Origin of the sequence: Vibrio sp. 779(2023) (assembly GCF_033344285.1) — a bacterium.
In the GTDB taxonomy this organism is placed as follows: domain Bacteria; phylum Pseudomonadota; class Gammaproteobacteria; order Enterobacterales; family Vibrionaceae; genus Vibrio; species Vibrio alginolyticus.
Genome location: NZ_JAWPOM010000244.1, coordinates 1 through 1,023 on the forward strand (window position 1 = coordinate 1; position 1,023 = coordinate 1,023).

A 1,023-nucleotide genomic window follows, 5' to 3' on the forward strand; every position below is an offset into this window, starting at 1 on the left:
TTCGATTTTATGAAGACGTCGGCCTGATTGAGCCAGAGCGAAAAGGCAATATGCGCGTTTATCAGCGTAGGGACAAAATCCGACTTAAACTGATTCTTAGAGGGAAACGGCTCGGCTTCTCGCTGGCAGAAATACGTGAACTGTTCGAACTTTACGACATGCAACAAACGGATGAACAGCTGCTCAAAATGCTCAATATCATTGAAGAAAAGCAAGCCGTGTTGCAACAGCAGTTAAATGACATTGGTGTCGTCATGGGCGAGCTCAATGCAGCAAAAGAACGCTGCCTTCAAACACTAAAAAACAACGAAAAGTAACAACGCCACTAACTCAAATTTCCCTCACTCAAGCAGTGCACGATTTTCACAGTCACACACCTGCAACAGGGAGACGTTATGAAAACGAGCTACATCCCGCTGAATTTCGGGCTCGGTGAAACCATTGATATGCTCCGAGATCACGTCAATGCGTTCGCGAGTGAGCATATAGCTCCTATTGCCGCCGATATTGACCATTACAATCAGTTTCCGAACCATTTATGGCCACTTCTTGGCGAAATGGGCTTGCTTGGCGTGACCGTCAGCGAAGAATATGGTGGTGCTGAAATGGGCTACCTCGCCCACGTTGTAGCAATGGAAGAGATAAGCCGAGCATCAGCCTCCGTCGCGCTCAGCTACGGCGCACATTCTAATCTTTGCGTAAACCAAATCTTTCGAAACGGCACCCCAACGCTACGAGAAAAGTATCTGCCTAAATTAGTTGATGGTTCGCACATAGGCGCTCTGGCGATGAGCGAAGTCAATTCGGGTTCGGATGTCGTCAGCATGCAACTAAAAGCCGAAGACAAAGGCGACCACTTCTTACTCAATGGCACAAAAATGTGGATCACGAACGGCCCAGATGCACACACCTATGTTGTCTACGCAAAAACGGAGCCAAGCCTAAATGCGAAAGGCATCACAGCGTTTATTGTAGAGCGCGGATTCCCTGGATTTACTCAGGCACAAAAACTCGACAAGTTGG

2 protein-coding genes are annotated in these 1,023 nt (G+C 47.8%); both read left to right on the plus strand.

Annotated elements, in window-relative coordinates; translation table 11 throughout:
• A partial coding sequence (locus R8O70_RS26375; protein WP_318184607.1) for a MerR family DNA-binding transcriptional regulator occupies positions 1 to 317 on the plus strand: 317 nt, incomplete at its 5' end.
• 78 nt (positions 318 to 395) lie between these two features.
• Positions 396 to 1,023, plus strand: a 628-nt coding sequence (locus R8O70_RS26380; protein ID WP_318184608.1) for an acyl-CoA dehydrogenase family protein, incomplete at its 3' end; no start/stop codon positions are given.